The 20,574-nt window shown below is 68.2% G+C and carries 20 protein-coding genes; 8 read left to right on the top strand and 12 right to left on the bottom strand.

Features of this window, described 5'->3' with window-relative positions:
• The first annotated feature begins 26 nt into the window (after positions 1 to 26).
• Positions 27 to 899 (top strand): NAD(P)-dependent oxidoreductase, encoded by an 873-nt coding sequence (locus EV662_RS11345; protein WP_132462297.1) that lies wholly within the window; start codon positions 27 to 29, stop codon positions 897 to 899.
• 71 nt (positions 900 to 970) lie between these two features.
• Here the strand turns inward: EV662_RS11345 and EV662_RS11340 are convergent, their stop codons facing one another.
• Both EV662_RS11340 and hemB read right to left on the bottom strand, forming a co-directional pair.
• Complete coding sequence (locus tag EV662_RS11340) at positions 971 to 1,555, bottom strand: lipid-binding SYLF domain-containing protein (RefSeq protein ID WP_243695829.1); 585 nt, start codon at positions 1,553 to 1,555, stop codon at positions 971 to 973.
• Positions 1,556 to 1,677: 122 nt separating this feature from the next.
• Complete coding sequence (gene hemB / locus EV662_RS11335) at positions 1,678 to 2,679, bottom strand: porphobilinogen synthase (RefSeq protein ID WP_132462295.1); 1,002 nt, start codon at positions 2,677 to 2,679, stop codon at positions 1,678 to 1,680.
• A 120-nt stretch (positions 2,680 to 2,799) separates the two neighbouring features.
• On the opposite strand from hemB, the gene EV662_RS11330 reads away from it, so the two are divergent.
• Both EV662_RS11330 and mfd read left to right on the top strand, forming a co-directional pair.
• Positions 2,800 to 3,327: a component of SufBCD complex gene (locus EV662_RS11330; protein WP_132462293.1), complete on the top strand. Its 528-nt coding sequence runs from the start codon at positions 2,800 to 2,802 to the stop codon at positions 3,325 to 3,327.
• Positions 3,328 to 3,359: 32 nt separating this feature from the next.
• A complete protein-coding gene (mfd, locus tag EV662_RS11325; protein WP_132462291.1) occupies positions 3,360 to 6,800 on the top strand; it encodes a transcription-repair coupling factor in 3,441 nt (1,146 codons plus the stop codon).
• Positions 6,801 to 6,828: 28 nt separating this feature from the next.
• On the opposite strand, the gene EV662_RS11320 is transcribed toward mfd, so the two are convergent.
• The gene (locus EV662_RS11320) at positions 6,829 to 8,025 is read right to left on the bottom strand and encodes a multidrug effflux MFS transporter (protein ID WP_132462289.1); all 1,197 of its coding nucleotides are present in this window, start codon (positions 8,023 to 8,025) and stop codon (positions 6,829 to 6,831) included.
• 124 nt (positions 8,026 to 8,149) lie between these two features.
• Here EV662_RS11320 and EV662_RS11315 point away from each other — a divergent pair, with 124 nt between their 5' ends.
• A complete protein-coding gene (locus EV662_RS11315) occupies positions 8,150 to 8,479 on the top strand; it encodes a hypothetical protein (RefSeq protein WP_132462287.1) in 330 nt (109 codons plus the stop codon).
• On the opposite strand, the gene EV662_RS11310 is transcribed toward EV662_RS11315, so the two are convergent.
• Both EV662_RS11310 and EV662_RS11305 read right to left on the bottom strand, forming a co-directional pair.
• Positions 8,473 to 9,123: a DsbA family oxidoreductase gene (locus EV662_RS11310; protein ID WP_132462285.1), complete on the bottom strand. Its 651-nt coding sequence runs from the start codon at positions 9,121 to 9,123 to the stop codon at positions 8,473 to 8,475. The two genes, EV662_RS11315 and EV662_RS11310, sit on opposite strands and share 7 nt — an antisense overlap.
• Positions 9,110 to 10,639, bottom strand: coding sequence for a class I adenylate-forming enzyme family protein (locus EV662_RS11305; RefSeq protein ID WP_132462283.1), 1,530 nt, complete (start codon positions 10,637 to 10,639; stop codon positions 9,110 to 9,112). Before EV662_RS11305 ends, EV662_RS11310 begins: the two co-directional genes overlap by 14 nt.
• A gap of 60 nt (positions 10,640 to 10,699) precedes the next feature.
• Here EV662_RS11305 and EV662_RS11300 point away from each other — a divergent pair, with 60 nt between their 5' ends.
• Positions 10,700 to 11,323 (top strand): helix-turn-helix domain-containing protein, encoded by a 624-nt coding sequence (locus EV662_RS11300; RefSeq protein ID WP_132462281.1) that lies wholly within the window; start codon positions 10,700 to 10,702, stop codon positions 11,321 to 11,323.
• A 22-nt stretch (positions 11,324 to 11,345) separates the two neighbouring features.
• Here the strand turns inward: EV662_RS11300 and EV662_RS19730 are convergent, their stop codons facing one another.
• Positions 11,346 to 11,459, bottom strand: a complete 114-nt coding sequence (locus EV662_RS19730; protein WP_207903613.1) for an entericidin EcnA/B family protein — start codon at positions 11,457 to 11,459, stop codon at positions 11,346 to 11,348.
• Positions 11,460 to 11,462: 3 nt separating this feature from the next.
• On the bottom strand, positions 11,463 to 13,280 hold the full coding sequence (locus EV662_RS11295; protein WP_132462279.1) for an extracellular solute-binding protein: 1,818 nt from the start codon (positions 13,278 to 13,280) through the stop codon (positions 11,463 to 11,465).
• Between the two features lie 303 nt (positions 13,281 to 13,583).
• Here EV662_RS11295 and EV662_RS11290 point away from each other — a divergent pair, with 303 nt between their 5' ends.
• Positions 13,584 to 14,357 (top strand): 3-hydroxybutyrate dehydrogenase, encoded by a 774-nt coding sequence (locus tag EV662_RS11290; RefSeq protein ID WP_132462277.1) that lies wholly within the window; start codon positions 13,584 to 13,586, stop codon positions 14,355 to 14,357.
• On the top strand, positions 14,354 to 15,424 hold the full coding sequence (locus EV662_RS11285) for a patatin-like phospholipase family protein (protein WP_243695828.1): 1,071 nt from the start codon (positions 14,354 to 14,356) through the stop codon (positions 15,422 to 15,424). Before EV662_RS11290 ends, EV662_RS11285 begins: the two co-directional genes overlap by 4 nt.
• Positions 15,425 to 15,538: 114 nt before the next feature.
• Here EV662_RS11285 and EV662_RS11280 read toward each other — a convergent pair whose 3' ends face one another.
• From EV662_RS11280 to EV662_RS11260, 5 genes are all read right to left on the bottom strand, one after another.
• Positions 15,539 to 16,147 carry a LysE/ArgO family amino acid transporter gene (locus EV662_RS11280; protein ID WP_132462275.1) on the bottom strand — a complete coding sequence of 203 codons (609 nt, stop codon included), beginning with the start codon at positions 16,145 to 16,147 and terminating at the stop codon, positions 15,539 to 15,541.
• Between the two features lie 7 nt (positions 16,148 to 16,154).
• Complete coding sequence (locus tag EV662_RS11275) at positions 16,155 to 16,898, bottom strand: DUF502 domain-containing protein (RefSeq protein ID WP_132462273.1); 744 nt, start codon at positions 16,896 to 16,898, stop codon at positions 16,155 to 16,157.
• A gap of 146 nt (positions 16,899 to 17,044) precedes the next feature.
• Positions 17,045 to 17,590, bottom strand: coding sequence for a hypothetical protein (locus tag EV662_RS11270; RefSeq protein ID WP_132462271.1), 546 nt, complete (start codon positions 17,588 to 17,590; stop codon positions 17,045 to 17,047).
• A gap of 96 nt (positions 17,591 to 17,686) precedes the next feature.
• The gene (locus EV662_RS11265) at positions 17,687 to 18,586 is read right to left on the bottom strand and encodes a pseudouridine-5'-phosphate glycosidase (protein WP_132462269.1); all 900 of its coding nucleotides are present in this window, start codon (positions 18,584 to 18,586) and stop codon (positions 17,687 to 17,689) included.
• Positions 18,583 to 19,488: a PfkB family carbohydrate kinase gene (locus EV662_RS11260; protein ID WP_132462267.1), complete on the bottom strand. Its 906-nt coding sequence runs from the start codon at positions 19,486 to 19,488 to the stop codon at positions 18,583 to 18,585. Before EV662_RS11260 ends, EV662_RS11265 begins: the two co-directional genes overlap by 4 nt.
• Before the next feature lie 223 nt (positions 19,489 to 19,711).
• Here EV662_RS11260 and rpsB point away from each other — a divergent pair, with 223 nt between their 5' ends.
• Positions 19,712 to 20,500, top strand: coding sequence for a 30S ribosomal protein S2 (gene rpsB, locus EV662_RS11255; RefSeq protein WP_132462265.1), 789 nt, complete (start codon positions 19,712 to 19,714; stop codon positions 20,498 to 20,500).
• The last annotated feature ends 74 nt before the right edge of the window (positions 20,501 to 20,574 follow it).

Raw genomic sequence — 20,574 nt, 5'->3', positions numbered from 1 at the left:
ACCGACTGCAACGAGGGGGAGAGGCAATGGCGAAAGTCGCGTTCCTGGGCCTGGGGGTGATGGGCGGGCCGATGGCCGGCCACCTGGCCGCCAAGGGCCACGAGGTCACCGTCTACAACCGCACCACCGCCAAGGCCGAGGCCTGGGTGGCCACCCATGGCGGCCGCTTCGCGCCCACGCCCGCCAAGGCCGCGCAGGGTGCCGATTTCGTGATGGCCTGTGTCGGTAATGACGACGACCTGCGCGCGGTCTGCACCGGGCCGGACGGCGCCTTTGCCGGGATGACCGAGGGCACCGTCTTCGTCGATCACACCACGGTGTCGGCCAAGATCACCGCCGAAATGCATGCCGCCGCGGCCGAACGTGGTGTAGCCTTCGTCGATGCGCCGGTGTCGGGCGGGCAGGCGGGCGCCGAGAACGGCCAGCTGGTGGTGATGTGCGGCGGCGACGCGGCGGCCTTCGCCCGCGCCGAGCCGGTTATCGCGGCCTATGCAAAGCTGTGCAAGCGGCTGGGCGACAGCGGCGCGGGCCAGCTGACCAAGATGGTGAACCAGATTTGCATTGCCGGGCTGGTGCAGGGGCTGGCCGAGGGGCTGCATTTTGCCGAGAAGGCGGGACTTGACGGGCGCGCGGTGGTCGAGGTGATCGGCGGCGGCGCCGCGGGCAGCTGGCAGATGGTCAACCGCTACGAAACGATGGTCGAGGACCGGTTCGATTTCGGCTTCGCGGTCGACTGGATGCGCAAGGACCTGGGGATCTGCCTTGCGACCGCCGACGAGAACGGGGCGAGCCTGCCGGTCACGGCCCTGGTCGACCAGTTCTACAAGGATGTCCAGAAACTTGGCGGCGGGCGCTGGGATACCTCCAGCCTGATCCGGCGTCTGCGCACGATGGGCTAGAGTCTAAACCATCACGGCGCGCGGCGTTGGCCGCGCGCCATAAAACCCTGTTCTGGCCGCGTTCCCTGGGCTCAAGGGATGATGCGCGTGTATTTCGTCCCTTCCAGCGAGGCGCCCGCGATCAGACCCTGCTGACCGAAGACCAGCGCGATCACCGGGTCGAGCGAGGTCAGCGTATCCGCCGCCACCGCCCCCGCATCGTCCATGAAGGCGTATTCCAGATCAGCCCCTGCCGACCAGCCCGGGCCCGACCGGAATTTCCGCAGCGCCTCGGGCGTCATGAAGAACAGCGCATGCGCGTATTGCTGGGCGCCGATCTGCGGGCCAAAGCTGGCCTGCGTGGCCGAGTAGTAATCCACCGTCACGTTGTCGACGCGCAGCGCGCCGCGCCCGTAGGCGCCGCCAAACCACAGCCCGGCCTTGGTGATCAGCGGCATCCAGAGGATACCGTAGGACTTGTCGGCCAGGTCCGTCGTGCCGGGATAGCGGGAGAAAAGGTAATCCCGCGTCCCGTCCACGCGGGAATCGATCGTGGCGCCGCCCTGGCTGCCCACGCCGTTGCCGCAGGCGGCCAGGGCCGTCGTGGCGCCCATCGCGCCGATGAAACCGCGTCGGGAATACAGGCTCGTCATCTTGCCGTCTCGCATTGCTGCCATGCCTCTTGTTGTGGTCTTTGCGACCTTTGCCACAAACTATAGAGATCGACGCGCGCGCTGTCACGCCCGCAGACGCGCGCGGCGGCGATTCCTTGCCCGCGCGCGCCCCTCGCATGTCCGGATCACGCGCCGCGCAGAACCTTGGCCGCCTCGGGGGCGAAATAGGTCAGGATGCCGTCACACCCCGCGCGCTTGAAACTCAGAAGGCTCTCCATCATCACCTTTTCCCGGTCCAGCCAGCCGTTCTGGGCGGCGGCCATCAGCATCGCGTATTCCCCCGACACCTGGTAGGCATAGGTCGGGCAGCCGAATTCGTCCTTCACCCGGCGGCAGATATCCAGATAGGGCATCCCGGGCTTGACCATGATCATGTCCGCGCCCTCCGACAGGTCGCGTTCGACCAGCCGGATCGCCTCGTCGGAATTGGCCGGGTCCATCTGATAGGTCTTCTTGTCACCCTTCAGCGCGCCCGACGCTCCCACTGCGTCGCGGAACGGCCCGTAGAACGCGCTGGCGTATTTCGCGGTGTAGGACATGATCGTCACGTCCGAATGGCCCGCCTTTTCCAGCGCCGCCCGCATCGCCCCGATCCGCCCGTCCATCATGTCGGACGGGCCCAGGATATCGGCCCCCGCCTCGGCCTGGGCCAGCGCCATCTTGACCAGCGCCTCGACGGTTTCGTCGTTCACGATGATCCCGTCGCGCACGATCCCGTCATGGCCGTTGGCGTTATAGGGGTCGAGCGCGATATCGGTCATCACCGCGATTTCGGGGACGGCTGCCTTGATCGCCCGGATCGTCCGGTTCGACAGGTTTTCCGGGTTCCACGCCTCTTCGCAGGCTTCGGTCTTCAGCGCCGGATCGGTGTAGGGAAACAGGCAAATGGCCGGAATGCCCAGGCCCGCCGCCTCTTCGGCCGCCTTCACCGCCAGGTCGATCGACCGGCGCACAACCCCCGGCATGGACGGCACCGGCTCCTCGATCCCCTCGCCATCGCGGATGAAGATCGGCCAGATCAGGTCGCCCACGCTCAGCGTCGTTTCGCAGGTCAGCGCACGCAGCGCAGCCGTCCGCCGGGTGCGGCGCAGGCGTGTCATCGGAAAGGGCGCAAGGGTGGGGCGCATGGGCAACGTCTCCTTCAACATTTGCTGCGACTGGGTTACACGGATCGGATCACACCTCAAGAGCGGGAATCGTCGCGAGCGGCGCCCCCGCGCGAGGATCCCGACGGAGAAAAACGCCCCGTGGATTGGAACCAGCAAGTCTTCGAGCTGATCGACATGCGGTCGTTCTCGAATCTCTGGTACTGGATCGCGCTTGCGGTGCTGTGGTCGACCTCCAGCCACTGGGTGCTGGGCGTGCCATTCGACCTGGTCCAGCGCGCCCGGCGCAAGGGCGGCGAAGCCGCCGAGGACGTGGCCGACCTCGTGCGCATCAACGCGCGGCGCTACCTTTACATCGCCCGGGTATCGGGGCTTTGGATCACCGGCTTGGCCGGCTTCGCACTGAGTGTGCTGTTCACCCTGGGCTTTTTCTACGCGAACGAGTTCTGCCAGGCGGTATTCCTGCTGATCGCGCCGCTGATCCTGGTGGGGCTGTGGTCGATCCGTACCGCGCATGCCTATGAACGGCGCGCCCCCGAGGGCGAGGCGCTGTATCGGCTGCTGAAATGGCACCGCACGGGCGTCCAGCTGGTCGGGATCGCGTCGATTTTCGTCACCGCGATGTGGGGGATGTGGCAGAACATGTCGATCGGTGCGCTCGGCGGTTGACACCGCGCCCCCCGGGCGTATCTCCAGCGACCATGTCAGACCCCCTCCACATCACCGCGGGCGGTGCGCCCGAAGGCTATGACGCCCGCCTGCTGGCGCGCGAGATGGCCCGGACCGGGCGCCCCGTCCTTCATGTCGCGCGCGACGACAAGCGGCTGGCGGCGATGCACGCCGCGCTTTCCTTCTTTGCGCCGGACGCCGTGGTGCTGGATTTTCCCGCCTGGGATTGCCTGCCCTATGACCGGGTCTCGCCCAATCCCGATGTCGAGGCCGCGCGCATGGCGACGCTGGCCGCGCTCGTGGCGGGGATACCGGGGCCGTTCATCCTGCTGACCACGCTGAACGCCGCGACCCAGCGAGTGCCCGCCCGCGACCTGCTGCGCGAGGCGTCCTTCACTGCGCAGGTGGGCGCGCAGATCGACGAGGATGCGCTCAAGGCGTTCCTGGTGCGGATGGGCTTCACGCAGGCGCCCACGGTCATGGAACCGGGCGATTACGCGGTCCGGGGCGGCATCATCGACATCTACCCGCCCGGCGAATCCGGCCCGGTGCGGCTGGACCTGTTCGGCGACGTGCTGGACGGCGCGCGGCGGTTCGACCCCGCGACCCAGCGCACCACGGAAAAACTGACCACCATCGAGCTTGCCCCGGTCTCCGAGGTCATCCTCGACGATGCCGCGATTACCCGGTTCCGGCAGAATTACCGGATCGAGTTCGGCGCCGCCGGCACCGACGACCCGCTCTACGAGGCCGTCAGCGCCGGGCGCAAACACGCGGGCGCGGAACATTGGCTGCCGTTCTTCCACGACCGTCTGGAAACCCTGTTCGACTACCTGCCCGATGCAAGCGTCTTTCTCGACGACCAGGTGACGCCCTCGCGCCTGTCCCGCTGGGAAAGCATCGAGGACCAGTACCAGACCCGGCGCGAGGCGATGGCGCAGAAAGGCCGGATCGACACCGTCTACAAACCCTGCCCGCCGGGGTTGATGTACCTGGATGACGCCGCGTGGGTGGACGCCATCGCCGGGCACCGCGTGGTGCAACTGGCGCCGCTGCCCCAGGGCACCGGGCCTGGCGTGATCGACGCGGGCGGCCGGATCGGTCGCAACTTTGCCCCCGAACGCAAGCTGGAACAGGTCAGTCTTTTCAGCGCCCTGAAGGATCATGTTCAAGCCCGCCGCGCCGAGGGCGCGGTGGTCGTTGCGTCCTATTCCGAAGGCGCGCGCGAACGCCTCAAGGGCCTTTTGGAGGACGAGGGCGTGACCGACGCCCGGCTGGCCGCAGATATCCGTGACGTGGGCCAGGACAAGGGGTTGTACCTGACCGTCTGGGCGCTGGAACACGGGTTCGAGGGGCCGGGGCTGACGGTGATCTCGGAACAGGACGTGCTGGGCGACCGGCTGATCCGCGGCCCGAAAAAGCGCCGCAAGGCCGAGAATTTCCTGACCGAGGCACAGTCGCTCTCGCCCGGCGACCTTGTGGTGCATGTCGAACACGGGGTGGGGCGGTACAACGGGCTGGAAACCATCACCGCCGCCGGTGCGCCGCATGAATGCCTTGCGCTGGAATACGCCGGCGGCGACCGGCTGTTCCTGCCCGTCGAGAACATCGAACTCCTGTCGCGCTACGGCCATGAAGAGGGGCTGCTCGACAAGCTTGGCGGCGGTGCCTGGCAGGCCAAGAAGGCCAAGCTGAAACAGCGCATCCGCGAGATCGCCGACAAGCTGATCCGTGTCGCCGCCGAACGCCACCTGCGCACCGCGCCCATTCTCGAACCCAACCACCACATGTGGGAAGCGTTCAGCGCGCGCTTTCCCTACCAGGAAACCGACGACCAGCTGGCCGCCATCGCGGACGTGCTGAGCGACATGGCCTCCGGCACCCCGATGGACAGGCTGATCTGCGGCGATGTCGGCTTCGGCAAGACCGAGGTGGCGATGCGCGCGGCCTTCGTCGCCGCCATGTCGGGCGTTCAGGTCGCGGTGATCGCGCCGACCACGCTTCTGGCCCGCCAGCACGCCAAGGGGTTCATGGACCGGTTCCGCGGCTTCCCCGTCGAGGTGCGCCAGCTGTCCCGTTTCGTCAGCGCGAAACAGGCCGCCGACACGCGCGCGGGCCTCGCCGATGGCACGGTCGATATCTGTATCGGCACCCACGCGCTTCTTGCCAAGGGGGTCCGGTTCAAGAACCTCGGCCTGCTCATCATCGACGAGGAACAGCATTTCGGCGTGAACCACAAGGAACGGCTCAAGCAGATGCGCAGCGACGTACACGTCCTGACGCTGACCGCGACGCCCATCCCCCGCACCCTTCAGATGAGCCTGACCGGCGTGCGCGACCTTTCGATCATCGGCACGCCCCCCGTCGACCGCCTCTCGATCCGCACCTATGTCAGCGAGTTCGACACCGTCACCGTGCGCGAGGCGCTGTTGCGGGAACATTACCGCGGCGGCCAAAGCTTCTTCGTGGTCCCGCGCATCAAGGACCTGCCCGAGATGGAGGCTTTCCTGCGCGACCACGTCCCCGAAGTGTCCTTCGTCGTGGCCCATGGCCAGATGGCCGCGGGCGACCTCGACGATCGCATGAACGCCTTCTACGACGGCAAGTACGACGTGTTGCTGGCCACCACCATTGTGGAATCCGGCCTCGACATCCCCACCGCCAACACGATGATCATCCACCGCGCCGACATGTTCGGGCTGGCGCAGCTCTACCAGATCCGTGGCCGGGTGGGGCGGTCGAAGACGCGGGCCTATGCCTATCTCACGACGAAACCCCGCGCGCCGCTCACCCCCCAGGCGCAGAAACGCCTCCGCGTTCTGGGCTCGCTCGACACGCTCGGCGCGGGCTTCACGCTGGCCTCCCAGGACCTCGACATTCGCGGCGCCGGCAACCTCATCGGCGAGGAACAGTCGGGCCATGTCCGCGAGGTCGGCTTCGAGTTGTATCAATCCATGCTCGAAGAGGCGATCGCCCGGATCAAGGCGGGCGAGATGGATGGGCTGGCCGAAACCGATTCCGACTGGTCGCCGCAGCTCAACCTCGGTGTCCCGGTCCTGATCCCCGACGATTACGTGCCCGATCTCGACGTGCGGCTGGGCCTTTACCGTCGCCTCTCGGGGCTGTCCACCAAGGTTGAACTCGAAGGTTTCGCCGCGGAACTCATCGACCGGTTCGGGAAACTGCCGAAAGAGGTCAACACGCTGCTCCTGATCGTGCGCATCAAGGCGATGTGCAAACGCGCGGGCATCGCCCGGCTCGATGGCGGGCCCAAGGGTGCGACGATCCAGTTCCACAACGACAAGTTCGCCAATCCCGCGGGGCTGGTGGAATTCATCCAGTCCCAGCAGGGAATGGCCAAGGTCAAGGACAACAAGATCATCCTGCGCCGCGACTGGACAAAGGACAGCGACAAGATCAAGGGCGCCTTCGCCATCGCCCGCGACCTGGCCGAAAAGGTGCGCGCGGCATAACGCCGGGGCTTTGCGGCGCAACGCGCCGCTATCGCTCCGGCATGCGCCGCATCAACAGCACCGCGCCGGTCACGGCCAGGACGATGCCGGTGGCCAGCGGCCGCGGCGTGCCGTCGAACGCCTGGCCCACCGGTGCGGCCAGCAGCGCCGAGAACACGGTGGCCAGCGCCCCGATGATCGACGCGGCCATCCCCGCGATATGGCCCAAAGGCTCCATCGCCAGCGCGTTCAGGTTGCCGATCGTCAGCCCGATCATCCCGAACAGCGTGATCGCCCACAGGATGAAGGCCGCGAATTCGCCGCCTGCCGGTAAAATCCCGCTCCAGAACACCGCCGCCATGATGCACGCCAGAATCATCTGCGCGGTCAGTGTCTTGCGGATCAGGAACCGCATCCCGAGCCGGCCCACCAGCATCGCGTTCGTGAAACTGGCACTCCCCGCGATCACCGCGATCAGCCCGAACCACAGGGGAAAACTGTCGCCGCGGCCGAAATGGATGTCGAACACCTGCTGGATAGAGGTCAGCACCATGAACAGCACCGAAAAGACAAGCGTCTGCACCATCACCGCAACCCGGGCCACCGGCTCGGCAAAGACCTCGCGGGCGGCGGCCAGCAGTGCCTGCGGATGCAGCGGGCGGCGGCGCTCGGGGGGCAGCGTTTCGGGCTGGCGCAGGGCGTACCAGCTGACCGACAGCACGGAAAACAGCACGAAGGCCGCAAAGATCGCCCGCCAGCCCGCCAGCGCGATGATCCCCGCGCCCACCAGCGGCGCGATTGCGGGCAAAAGCGTGAAGATCATCATCACGAAGGACACGATCCGCGCCATGTCCCGCCCGGCATAGAGATCGCGCACCACCGCCAGCGCCACCACCCTTGGCCCCGCCGCCCCCAGCCCCTGAAGCGCGCGGCCCAGCAGCATCAGCTCCAGCGTCTGACCCAGCCCCGCCAGCACCGCGCCCCCCAGGTACAGCGCAGCGCCGCCCAGGATCACAGGCTTGCGCCCCAGCGCGTCCGACAACGGCCCCGCGAACAAGGTGCCCAGACCCATGCTGGCCACGAAGACGGTGATGACGAATTGCGCATGGTTGGGCGCGTCCGGCGTCAGTTCACCGCCGATTCGGGGAAGTGCGGGCAGCATCGCGTCGATGGAAAACGCCACCGTCGCGAACAACAGCGCCATCATCGCGATGAATTCCGGACGCGAAAGGCGTCGGTCCTGCATGCTTTCTGCCTGTTCTTTGGGCCATTTCAGGGTGCGCCCCTCTTGCGACAGATTGAGGGCTTGCACCAGCGGATAAAACCCGAGTAAATTACTTGGAAAAAGAATCCGACGCAGGAGTGATCCGATGCCCCGTCTTGTTTCCCTTGCCCTCGCCGCCGCGCTGGCCGCAGGCCCCGTCCTTGCCTGCGACGACGAGGTCGCGCCCGGCGGGCAAACCTCCTACCTGGAGCGGGGCGCCTTCACCTATGACGTGTTCGAGGCCAGCGTTGCCCATACCGACCTGTCCGAATGCCCGCAGGAATTCGACCCCGACGTGGTCTTCTGCCGCTTCGCCACCACCGAAACCTCGGGCAGCATCTTCATCTTCTCCTACGAGGATGACATGCCGCTTCTGGCGATCAAGCACGTGCCGCTGGACGAGGTCGAAGCGATCCTTCAGGCCAGCGCTTACTGAAGCGGCCCGGCGCCCGGATCGCCGGCCAGTTCCGCGATCACGCTGGCCCACAGCTCGGTGGGCTGGGCGCCGACCACGACATGCTGATCGGCGACGATGAAAGTCGGCACACCGGTTACGCCGCGGGCGCGCGCATGGGCATCGCGGTCTCGGATCGTGGCGATATCGGCATCCGTGTCCAGCAACCGGGCCACCATGTCGCCATCCATCCCCGTGCCCGCCGCGATCCGGGCCAGTTCGCCGCGGTCGCCGATATCGCGGCCTTCCAGGAAATAGGCGTCGAACAGGGCGGCCACCACCGCACCCTGCCGGTGCTCTATCCCCGCCCAATGGATCAGCCGGTGCGCATCCAGCGTGTTCGGCGTGCGGGCGATCGCCGACAGGTTCAGTTCGATCCCCGTGGCACGCGCCTTTTCGTCGATCTCGGCATAGGCCCGCGCAGCTTCGGCCTTGCCGCCGAACTTGGCCTCCAGATAGGCGCGCCGGTCCATCCCGCCCGCCGGCATCTCGGGGTTCAGCTGGAACGGGTGCCACGCGATCACGAAGGGGTGGTCGGGCCGCGCGTCCAGCGCATTGTCCAGCAACCGCTTGCCGATCAGGCACCAGGGGCAGATCGGGTCGGCCAGGATATCAAGCCGGATCATGCGCGGCCTCGTAGGTCTGGCGGATCAGGCGGCGATTGAGCTTGCCGTTCGGGTTCTTCGGCAACTCGCCCATGTGCACGTAAAGGCGCGGCTGCTTGTAGCGGGCCAGCCGTTCCGCGGCAAAGGCCTGAAGCGCGTCGTCTGCCACCGCTTCGCCGGTATAGAACGCCGCGATTACCGTGGTGTCGGCCTTGACCGCGATCTCGGTCGCGGCGACCTCGTGGATCGCCGGGTGTTCCATCAACGCGCGCTCGACCTCAAGCGGCGAGACCCGCACACCGCCCGCGTTCAGCATGTCATCGGACCGGCCCAGATAGGTCACCGCACCGTCCGCGGCCATCTCGACCATGTCGCCGGTCAGGAACCATTCGCCGTGGAACCGCGCAGCGGTTTCCGCCTCGGCCTTCAGATAGCCCAGCATCAGCCCCGGATCGCGGCGCGACACGGCCAACTGCCCCGGTTCACCACGCTGCACCGGCTCCAGGTCCGGCCCCAGAACCGCGACGCGGCGGCCGGGCTGCGGATAGCCCGAGGCGGGCAGCGGCGCAGGGCGCGCCGGACTGCCCGAGATGAAGGTCGAACATTCCGACATGCCCAGCGCCTCGTAGACCATCGTGCCGGTCGCTTCCGTCCAGGCCGCGCGCGTCGCCTCGGGCATCTTTTCGCCCGCCGACAGACCATGGCGCAGCCGAGGCAGCACAAGGTGCGGATGTTCGCGCAGCATCTGCCGATAGACACCCGGGGCGGCGGCAAAGATCGTGGCGTCGAACCGTTTCAGCAACAGCGGCAGCTGCCCGGGCCGAACCCCCGGCGCCGGGATCAGCGCGGTCGCGCCGACCGACCAGGGGTCCAGCAGCCCGGTGCCCAGCGTATAGGTCCAGTTGAACGCGCCCGCATGCAACAGCCGGTCTTCCTCGGTCAGGCCGTACCAGCCCTCCCACATCATTCGCCGCGCCCAGACCGCGCGATGGGCATGGATCACGCCCCGCGGATTGCCCGAGGTGCCCGAGGTGTAGACGACATAGGCCGGCCGGTCCGGGTCGCCCAGGACGAAATCCGCCGGGGCGCGCTCGTAATGGGCGCGCTGCGCGTCGATATCCAGCACCTGGGCGGCGCAGCCTTCGGGCAGCGCCACATTCGGGCCGGCCAGGATCGCCGCGGGCTCGATCTCGTGGGCCAGCTTGGTGATCTCGGGCACCGTCAACAGCGCCGAGGTCGGCACCGGCACCAGCCCCGCGGCGATCGCTGCCAGATAGCCGATCGGGAACTCGACCCCGTTGCCCAGCCGCAGCAGAACCCGCGCCCCGGGCGCCAGCCCCATCCCTGCCAGCCCCGCCGCCAACCCGCGCACCGCGGCCTCCAGCCGGCCATAGCTCCAGCGTTCGGCGCCATGCGGGCCGATCACCGCCAGCGCCACCTTTTCCGGGTGGGCCGCGGCCGGGGCCAGCACATAGGCGGCCAGGTTGAACGGGGCGGGGCAGGGGGGCGGGGCCCCCTCGTCAAACAATGCGTGCATGGCCGCGTGCTAGCCCTGCTGCCTTGCGGTTGCAAGGGTCTGGTCCTAGAAGCGGTCGGAATGGCACGCGACCACGAACACGATCTGATCCGGGTCGACCGGGCGGATGGCGCAGACGAGACACCCGAACCGCTGGATCTCGGCCAGAGGGTGCGCGAATTGCGCACCGCCCGCGGCTGGACGCTGGAACAGGCCGCGCAACGGGCGGGGCTGGCGCGCTCGACGCTGTCGAAGATCGAAAACGACCAGATGTCGCCCACCTATGATGCGCTGAAAAAGCTGGCCACGGGGCTGGGCGTGTCCGTGCCGCAGTTGTTCACGCCGATGCGCGGGCCGCGTGCGGGCGGGCGGATGGCGGTGACCCGCACCGGCGAAGGGGCGGCGCATGCCACGGCGACCTATGAACACGAACTGATGGCGGGCGCGCTGGCACGCAAGAGGATGCTGCCCTACCGCACCCGGGTCCGTGCCCGCGACGTGGCCGAGTTCGACGGCTGGGTGCGCCACGAAGGCGAGGAATTCCTTTACGTGCTGACCGGGGTGATCCGGCTTTACACCGAACATTACGCCCCGGTCGAAATGCGCCGCGGCGACAGCGCCTATTACGACGCCACGATGGGCCATAACGTCGTTTCGGTCAGCCAGGAGGATGCGACGATCCTGTGGGTCACCGCCCTCGACTAGGACCGTGTCGCACGCACCGCCGTTACAGCGCGTTGCGCACCGCGCGGGCGCTTGCCGATATGTCTTCGCCCATCCCCTCGATCGTGCCGCAGCCGGCCAGCGTCAGGGTGATGGCGATGAACAGGATGCGGGCCATGGCTCAGTTCTCCTCGGTCCACCAGATGTCGGGCAGAAAGCCGATCCAGTCGCCATAGATCGGCACGGTTTCCGGATACTTCAGCCGCGCCCGGTGCGCAATCAGCGACCTGGGCGCATACCAGATCGGGATCACATAGCGCCCCGTGGTCAGCACCCGGTCCAGCGCGCGGGTCGCCGCGACGAACGCCTCGCGCCCGTCGGCGGTCAGCATCGCATCGATCATCGCCTCGGCGGCGGGGCTGTCCATGCCCATCCAGTTGCGCGTGCCGGGCCTGGTTACACCGTCCCGGCCCCAATACAGCCGCTGCTCGTTGCCCGGCGACAGCGACAGCGCGACCGTGTAGAAGGTCATGTCGAAATCATAGGCGTCGGTGCGCTCGGTATATTGCGCGCTGTCCACCGCGGTGACCCGCACCGCGATTCCCAGCCGCCGCAGCCCCTCGGCGAAGATGTCGACGATCTTCTGGGTCTCGGTCGCGCCCTGCCGCAGCAGGATCTCGAAGCTGAAGGGCACGCCGGCGGCGTTGCGCAGTACACCCGCATCGTCCACGCGCCAGCCCGCCTCCTCCAGCCGCGCAAAGGCCGTCCGCAGGTTGCCCCGGTTCGATTGCCGCCCATCCGAAGCGGGCAGCGCATAGCCCTCCAGCGCGCCGGGCAGCAGGCTATCGGCGAAGGGTGCCAGCAAGTCACGCACGCGGCCCTCGGCGGGACCCGGCCGCATCCCAAGGTCGGAATTCGAGAAATACGAGGTGATGCGCGGCAGGGTGCCGCCGGTCAGCGTGGCGTTGATGAACTCGAAATTGAACGCGTGCAGCATCGCGTCGCGCACCCGCCAGTCGGCAAAGACGGGCCGGCGCGTGTTCATCACGAATCCCGCGATCCCCGAGGGGCGGGCATGGGGGATTTCCGCCTTCACGATCTCGCCCGCGGCGACCGCCGGAAAGTCATAGGCGCTGTCCCACTTGGCCGCGCTTGCCTCGCGGTACACGTCGATGGCGCCGCCCCGGAAAGCTTCGAACACCACGTCGCCATCGCCGAAGAACTCGTAGCGGATTTCATCGAAATTGTGCTGGCCGCGGTTGAACGGCAGATCGCGCCCCCACCAGTCGGGGTCCTGCTTCAGAACAAGGTAGCGCCCCGGTTCGTGATCCGCGACCACGTAAGGCCCCGATCCGATCGGCGGTTCCAGCCCGCTTTCGGTGAAATCGCGCCCCTCCCACTGCGCCTTCTTCAGCACCGGGCGCAGGCCCAGGATCAGCGGCAGTTCGCGGTCCTCGGTATTGAAGGTGAACCGCACCGTGCGCGGGCCCACCGCCTCGGCCGAGGCCACCTTCGCCCAGGCGCCGCGATAGCGCGGATGCCCGCGTTCGCCCAGCGTTTCGAACGACCAAAGCACGTCCTCGACCGTTACCGCAGAACCGTCCGAGAACCGCGCCCCGTCGCGCAGCGTGAATTCCACCCAGTCTCGATTCGGCCCGGTCTGGACCGAATCGGCCAGCAGCCCGTACAGGGTGAAGGGTTCGTCCCAGGATCGGCCCATCAGGCTTTCATAGCCCAGGCTGCGCAGCCCCCAGGGCGCGTTGCCTTTCAGGATGAACGGGTTGAGGCTGTCAAAACCGCCGGTTTCGCCCAGCACGATCCGCCCGCCGCGCGGCGCATCGGGGTTCACGTAAGGCAGTGACACAAAATCCGGTGGCAGGGCGGGGCCGCCATACATAGCGATGCCATGGGCCGGTTCGGCACGGGCGAATCCGGCGGCACCAAGCACCAGCGCGGCTGCCGCCGCGATCCGGGCGCGGACGAGGAATTCGGGTCTCATATCGGCAACAATCCTGCTCGGTGCCTTGTTTTGCTTGCACCAACCCTAGGTGCGACGTCCAAATTTTTCAAACTTTTAGCTTGGACCCCGGCGCCGGATCGCGTATTAATAACTCACTGCTCGATAGGTTTCTTGCCTGTATGAAACCTGCCTCAATAACTTAACGCCCGCCTCGTGCGGGCGTTTTTTTTGGGCGTTCCGGCGGGCCGAATCCCTCTCGCCGGTGTGAGCGCTCGGCGCTTTCACCATGCTGTCGCAGCATGTAGGCTCCGTGCATCCGCAGCATCTATCGCGAGGGGCGCCATGTCGCTTACCGGAAAGACCGCCATCGTCACGGGATCGAATTCGGGCATCGGGCTGGGCATCGCCCGGGAACTGGCCCGGGCCGGGGCCGACGTGGTGTTGAACTCCTTCACCGACCGCGACGAGGACCACGCGCTGGCCGCCGAGCTGTCGCAGGAATTCGGCGTCAACGTCCGCTACATCCAGGCGGACATGTCCCGGGGCGATGACTGCCGCGCGCTGATCGAACAGGCGGGGGCCTGTGACATCCTGGTGAACAATGCCGGCATCCAGCATGTCGCCGCCATCGAGGCCTTCCCGGTCGAGAAATGGGACGCGATCATCGCGATCAACCTGACCTCGGCCTTTCACACCACGGCGGCCGCCCTGCCGATGATGCGCAAGGCCGGCTGGGGCCGCATCGTCAACATCGCCTCGGCCCACGGGCTGACCGCCAGCCCCTACAAATCCGCCTATATCGCCGCCAAGCACGGCATCGTCGGGCTGTCCAAGACCGTCGCGCTGGAAACCGCCGAAGAGCCGATCACCTGCAACGCGATCTGCCCGGGCTACGTGCTGACGCCGTTGGTCGAGGCACAGATCCCCGACCAGATGAAGGCGCATGACATGGACCGCGACACCGTGGTGCGCGAGGTGATGCTGGCCCGCCAGCCCTCCAAGGAATTCGCCACCGTGGAACAGATCGGCGGCACCACCGTGTTCCTGTGCTCGGACGCCGCGACCCAGATCACCGGCACCACGATCAGCGTCGACGGCGGCTGGACCGCGCTGTGACCACGTCGCGCCGCGGGCGGGGCGGGGTGGGGCACCCGGTACGCATCAACCTCGCGCTGCAAGGCGGCGGGGCGCATGGCGCGTTCACCTGGGGCGTTCTGGATCGGCTGCTCGAGGAACCCGAGATCGAGATCGCGGGGATCTCGGGCACCTCGGCGGGGGCGCTGAACGGGGCGGCGCTCAAGGCGGGCCTGGTCGCGGGCGGGCGCGCGGCCGCCCGCGAGAACCTGGACTGGCTGTGGGAAAACGTGGGCGCGGTGGGCGATCTCCGCCTGACCCACTGGATGGCGGCCTTCACGCCCGGGGCCGGGCTCGTGGCGCGGATGCTGGAGACGGCCCTGCCCTGGTCGCTGAGCGACGCGGCCAGCCGCCTGGTCAGCCCCTATGCCTATGGGCCGTTCTACCGCAACCCTCTGGAACGCGTGGTCGAGCGGTTCGATTTCGACCTGGTCTGCGCCGACAGCGCGCCCGCGCTGTTCGTGGGCGCGACCAATGTGCGGACCGGCAAGATCAAGGTTTTCGAGGGCCGCGCGATCACCACCGAGGCGATCCTGGCCTCGGCCTGCCTGCCCACCCTGTTCCAGGCGGTCGAGGTGACCGATCCCGAGACCGGCCAGACCGATGCCTATTGGGACGGCGGCTTTACCGGCAACCCCGCGCTGTTCCCGCTGTTCGCGCCCGAACTGCCCGAGGATATCGTGGTGGTCTCGATCAACCCGCTGGAGCGGGACGAGGTGCCGGTGACCGGTCAGGAGATCCAGAACCGGATCAACGAGATCAGCTTCAACTCGTCGCTGCTGCGCGAGTTGCGCTCGATCCGGCTGGTGGAGGACCTGATCGCCGAGGGCCGCCTGGCACGCGGCTCGATGAAGGCATTGCGGGTGCATATGGTGGCCGATGACGGGCTGATGCGGCAGTTGAACGTGGCGACCAAATTGCTGCCCAGCCCCGTCGTCCTGGGAGAGTTGAAGGCGGCCGGGCGCGCGGCGGCCGAGCGGTTCCTGGACGAGATGGCGCCAAGGCTGGGCCGCGAGGGGACGGTCGATCTAAAGCGGCTGTGTGACTAGGGATGGATGGGGTTTCGCCTTGGCTGTCGCCAAGGCGACCGGCTGGGGGCTCTGCCCCCAGACCCTTGGAGTATTTGGCCCAGGAAAAAAGGCAACGAGCGCCCCGGCAGGTGATCACAGCGCCGCGACCAGCCCGGCGGCGATGGTCCACATCACCACGCCGATGCCCAGGTCGAGCAGGCGCCAGGCCCGCGGGCTGGCCATCACCGGGGCCAGCAGGCGGGCACCATAGCCCAGCGCGAAGAAGAAGCTGAACGAGGCCGAGATCGCCCCGAACGCGAAGGCCGTTCTGGGCGTGCCCGGGTCGAACCGGGTCGACACCGCGCCGATCAGCGCGAGCGTGTCGAGATAGACATGGGGGTTGAGCCAGGTGATCGCTGCCGCCGTGCCCAGCACGGACCAGAGCGTGCCGCAGGCGCGGTCGGCGGCCAGCGCATGGCCGCCGCGGAACGCGGCGCGGAACCGCAGCGCGCCATAGGCGATCAGGAAGGCCGCGCCGCCCAGCGTCAGCGCCGCGGGCAGCCAGGGCAGGGCCGAGGTCAGCGCGCCGAACCCCGACACGCCCGCCGCGATCAGCACCGCGTCGGACAGCGCGCAGAACAGGCACAGCGCAAAGACATGCGTACCGATCAGCCCCTGGCGCAGCACGAAGGCGTTTTGCGCACCGATGGCGAGAATAAGAGAGAATGCGGTCGCGAACCCTGTCAGTGCGGCGGCCGACACCTGAGGATCACGCGCCGATCTTGTGCCGGCGGGCGATTTCCTGAAGCGGTTCGGGGGCGGGCGCGATCTTTTCCTCGGGCGAGACGAGCCCGGCCGAGATCACCAGCTTGGCCGCTTCCTCGACGCTCATCTCCAGCTCGATCACATCGCTTTGCGGCACGAACAGCAGAAAGCCCGAGGTCGGGTTCGGGGTGGTCGGCAGGAACACCGCGATCAACTGGTCGTCGCGCGGGATGCGCCGGTTGACCTCGCCCTTGGCGCGGGTCGAGACGAAGGCGATCGCCCAGAGCCCCTTGCGCGGATATTCCACCAGGCAGGCGCGGTCGAAGCTGGTCTCGGACTGGGCGAAGACGGTTTCGGCAATCTGTTTCAGACCGTTGTAGATCGAGCGGACCACCGGCATGCGACCGACCATGCGTTCGCCCCAATGGATGAACGACCGGCCCACCATGCCCTTGGCCATGTAGCCCACGAACAGCGTGAACAGCAGGAAGAAGATGACGCCGAGGCCGCGGATGTCGATGCCGATATATTGCTCGGGCTGGAACTTGTTCGGCACCAGCGGCAGGACGAAACCGTCGATCCAGCCCGTCACCGTCCAGATCATCCACAGCGTCAGCCCGATCGGTGCGATCACCACCAGCCCCGCGAGGAAGTTGTTCCGTAGCCGCGCGATCAGCGAGCGCCAGAACGGGCGCGGTTCGCCGGCGAGCGGATCGGGGCTCTGGGGGGGGTCGTTTTTCTCGAACATCCGTCGCGGTCCTGTGTCTGGACCATAGCTAGTCGCGGGTCCCGCACTCTACAATAGTGCGGGCCGGGGCGGCGGGGTTTTTTCACCGCGCCTGCCCCGTTTCCGGGCGGATCGGGCGCGGCCTGCCCGGTTCCGCGGCGGGGCGTTCAGTCCAGCTCGCCCTCGGCCGGGCGGCGCAGGTCGACCCGGTAGGACCAGGCGCAGCGATAGCCCTTGGGGTGAACATAGGACGAGGTGCCCGACCCGGTGCCATTGGCCGTCCCGGTAAAGACCACCGCCCAGCCGTTGGCCGCGATGCCGCCCTCGCCATCCACCGTGTCGCTGTTGGCGACCGCCAGGATCGTGCCCGCGATGCCGCCCTCGAAGATGCACATCGAGGCCGGATCGCACCGCCCCCCGGTCACCAGCGTGACGGTCACGCCTCCGTCATGTTCAGCGATTTCCATGTGGCCGGACATCGGCTCGCCCGGCGAGGCCGGGAAATCGCAGGCCAGCAGCGTGTGTTTCGAGGTGGCATAGATCCACGCCCCCGAGATCGACAGGGTGGCCGGGTCCTCGGCGCGCTGCCCCTCGGGCAGGGGGGCGATGTTGGGGATGTCCCAGCCTTCGGGCAGGATCGGCATGTCGGGCACCTGCGCGGCCGCGGGCAGGGCGGCGGCGACCAGCAGCGGCAGAACGGGGATGCGGATCATGGCGAACCTCCTGCGGGACACGGGCCTGTGCCGTTTCGATCGTGCCGCGTCTCCGGGCCGGGGCCCAAGCCCGCCCATCGCCGCAGCGACGCCGCGTCAGGCCAGCGCGCGGGCGATCGCCGAGGCCAGGCGCGCGTTGTTACGCACCAGCGCGATATTCGCGCTCAGTGACCGGCCCTCGGTCAACTCGAAAATGCGCGCCAGCAGCGCGGGGGTGACCGCCTTGGCCGACAGGTGGGCGGTGTCGGCCAGGGCGCGTTCGACCACTGGCGCGATCTCGGCACGGGGGATTTCGTCTGCCTCGGGGATCGGGTTTGCAACCAGTTGTCCGCCCCCCAGCCCTAGCCGCGCACGCATCCGGTGCGCCGCCGCAACCTGGTCGGCGCTGTCCATCCTCAGCGGCACCGGCAGGCCCGAGGCGCGCGACCAGAACGCGGGGAAATCGTCGCTGCGATAGCCGATCACCGGCACGCCCAGGGTTTCCAGCACTTCCAGCGTCTTGGGCAGATCGAGGATCGCCTTGGCCCCCGCGGCCACCACCGTGACCGGGGTGTGCGCCAGTTCCCGCAGGTCGGCCGAGATGTCGAAACTGGTCTCGGCGCCGCGGTGCACGCCGCCGATCCCGCCCGTGGCGAACACCTCGATGCCGGCCAGATGGGCGCAGATCATCGTCGCCGCGACCGTGGTCGACCCGGTGCGACCCGCGGCCAGCGCCACCGCCAGGTCGGCCCGGCTCAGCTTGGCCACGTCCCTGGCACGGGCCAGGTCGCCCAGCGCCGCGTCGTCCAGCCCGACGCGGATCGCGCCGCCCATCACCGCGATGGTGGCGGGCACGGCACCCGCGGCGCGCACCTCGTCCTCGACCGCGCGGGCGGTTTCCAGGTTGCGCGGCCAGGGCATGCCATGGGTGATGATGGTGCTTTCCAGCGCGACCAGCGGCGCACCGGCCCTACGCGCGGTGGCGACCTCGGGGGCGAAAACCAGCGGCAGTGTCATCGTGCGATCCCCCCTCCGACATGGCGCGCCGCCGCGTCCAGCGCGGCGGCCAGCGCCGTGGCCGGGTCCGCCCCGGCACGTTCCGCCGCGATATGGCCCGCCATAAGCGCGTCGCCCGCCCCGGTCACATGCACCGGTGCCAGCGTCGCTGGCCGGCGCTCGAACATGCCGTCCTCGGCGGCGAACACCGCCGGGTCCTGCCCGTCGGTGACCAGCGCGCGACGCACGCCCGCCGCGCGCAAGGCCCCGGCGGCGCTGGCGGCGTCGGGAAACACCCGGCCCAGCAGCACCCCCGCCTCGGCGCGGTTCAGATACAGCGTGACCCGCCCGTCGCCCACCAACGGCGCGATGCGCCGCGCCTTGGCCGGGCTTGCGGGCGCCAGCCTCAGATCGGCGCGCGCCAGCGCCGGCCCGGCGGCGATCTCGGCCAACAGCGCTTCGGGCAAGTTGCCGTCCACCACCGCGATGCCGCGGAACGGCGCCCCGTCCGCGCCCAGCCGCCCATCGCCCAGCGGCGCCAGGATCGCGGCCCCCGCCGCCTCCAGCCCGGCGGTGTCGGCCACCGCGCCCGCCAGTCCCTGGTCGGCCTCGATGGCGATATAGATGTCGGTGGGGTGCAGCGGCGCGCGGTGCAGGTGGGCCGTCTCGATCCCCATCCCGTCGCAAACCGCGCACAGGGCGTGGCCCTCGGCATCCTCGCCGATCGCGCCCAGCAACACCGGGCGCATCCCCTCGCGCGCCAGCGCCGCCGCCACGTTCAGCGCCACGCCCCCGGGTCGCCGGATGATCCGCCCCGGCAGGTCATCGCCCAACGCCATCGCGCCGCGGCTGCGGCCGATCACGTCCCAAAGGACGGCACCGATGCACAGCACCACGTCGGCATGTTTCGGATCCGGGGTCATGGGCGGCAGTCTCGGCCCTTGCGCCGCGCGGTGCAAGTCCCCGCGCCGGGCCGCGTGGCGCCAAACGGGGCAGGGGGCTTGCACCGGCGCCGGAAACGCGGTAAGCGCGCGCCACTTCGACAGGTGGGGATGGGCCCCCGCGGGGAGACATCCCGCTTGCGGTCCGCCGGTTGGGCACATGCCCTTATGCCCCGCCCAGGCGCAAACCGGAAAGGAAAACGATATGGCGCTTCCTGAATTCTCGATGCGTCAGCTTCTCGAAGCTGGCGTTCACTTTGGTCACCAGACCCAGCGGTGGAACCCCCGCATGGGCGAATTCATCTACGGTGACCGCAACGGCATCCACATCCTCGACCTCACGCAGACCGTGCCCATGCTGGACGCGGCGCTGAACGTCATCCGCGAAACCGTCGCCCGCGGCGGCCGCATCCTGTTCGTCGGCACCAAGCGCCAGGCCCAGCGCCCGATCGCCGAGGCCGCCGAGCGCTGCGCGCAGTACTACATGAACCACCGCTGGCTGGGCGGCACGCTGACCAACTGGAAGACCGTCAGCCAGTCGATCAAGCGTCTGAACGAGATCGACGAGCAGATGGCCGCCGGCGCCGAGGGTCTGACCAAGAAGGAACGCCTCGGGATGGAACGCGAGCAGGCCAAGCTGCAGGCCAGCCTTGGCGGCATCCGCGAAATGGGCGGCCTGCCTGACCTGTTGTTCGTGATCGACGTGAACAAGGAAGACCTCGCCATCCTCGAGGCCCGCAAACTGGGCATTCCCGTGGTGGCCGTGGTCGACACCAACTGTTCGCCCGAAGGTGTGGATTACATCATCCCCGGCAACGATGACGCCGCGCGCGCCATCGCGCTCTATTGCGACCTGGCCAGCCGGGCCGCGCTCGACGGGATGAGCGCGCAGATGGATGCCGCCGGCGTCGATATCGGCGCGCTGGAAGAGGCGCCCGCCGAGGAACTGGCGGCCGAAGCCGAAGCACCCGCCGAGGAGCAGGCCGGGGCCTGATACGCCCCGCCTGTCACGGAACCGACACAGGGCGCGGCTAGGTCCGCGCCCATCACACGTATTCGACAATCGAG

The organism is Rhodovulum marinum, assembly GCF_004343075.1.
GTDB lineage: Bacteria > Pseudomonadota > Alphaproteobacteria > Rhodobacterales > Rhodobacteraceae > Rhodovulum > Rhodovulum marinum.
The sequence above is the reverse complement of the archived record's forward strand: the minus strand, read 5'-3'. Positions and strand labels throughout refer to the sequence as shown.